The 557-nt window shown below is 56.7% G+C and carries 1 pseudogene; it reads left to right on the forward strand.

Going from position 1 to position 557, the window contains the following annotated elements:
- Positions 1-557, forward strand: a pseudogene (locus JUK32_RS01280) (photosystem II q(b) protein); the annotation flags it as partial.

Raw genomic sequence — 557 nt, forward strand, 5'->3', positions numbered from 1 at the left:
AACCGCCTCTATGTGGGTTGGTTCGGCGTGTTGATGATCCCCACTCTCCTAGCTGCCACCACTTGCTTCGTCATCGCCTTCATCGCCGCTCCCCCCGTGGACATTGACGGCATCCGCGAGCCCGTCGCTGGCTCCTTGATGTACGGCAACAACATCATCTCCGGTGCCGTTGTGCCTTCCTCCAACGCTATCGGTTTGCACTTCTACCCCATCTGGGAAGCCGCTTCCCTCGATGAGTGGTTGTACAACGGTGGCCCTTACCAGTTCGTCATCTTCCACTTCCTCATTGGCGTCTTCTGCTACATGGGTCGGGAATGGGAACTGTCCTACCGCCTCGGCATGCGTCCTTGGATCTGCGTTGCTTATTCTGCTCCCGTAGCAGCCGCAACCGCAGTGTTCTTGATCTACCCCTTGGGTCAAGGTTCCTTCTCCGACGGCATGCCTTTGGGTATCTCCGGTACCTTCAACTTCATGTTGGTCTTCCAGGCTGAGCACAACATCTTGATGCACCCCTTCCACATGATGGGTGTGGCAGCAGTGTTCGGTGGCTCCTTGTT

This window comes from Halomicronema sp. CCY15110, from assembly GCF_016888165.1.
Taxonomy (GTDB): domain Bacteria; phylum Cyanobacteriota; class Cyanobacteriia; order Phormidesmidales; family Phormidesmidaceae; genus Halomicronema.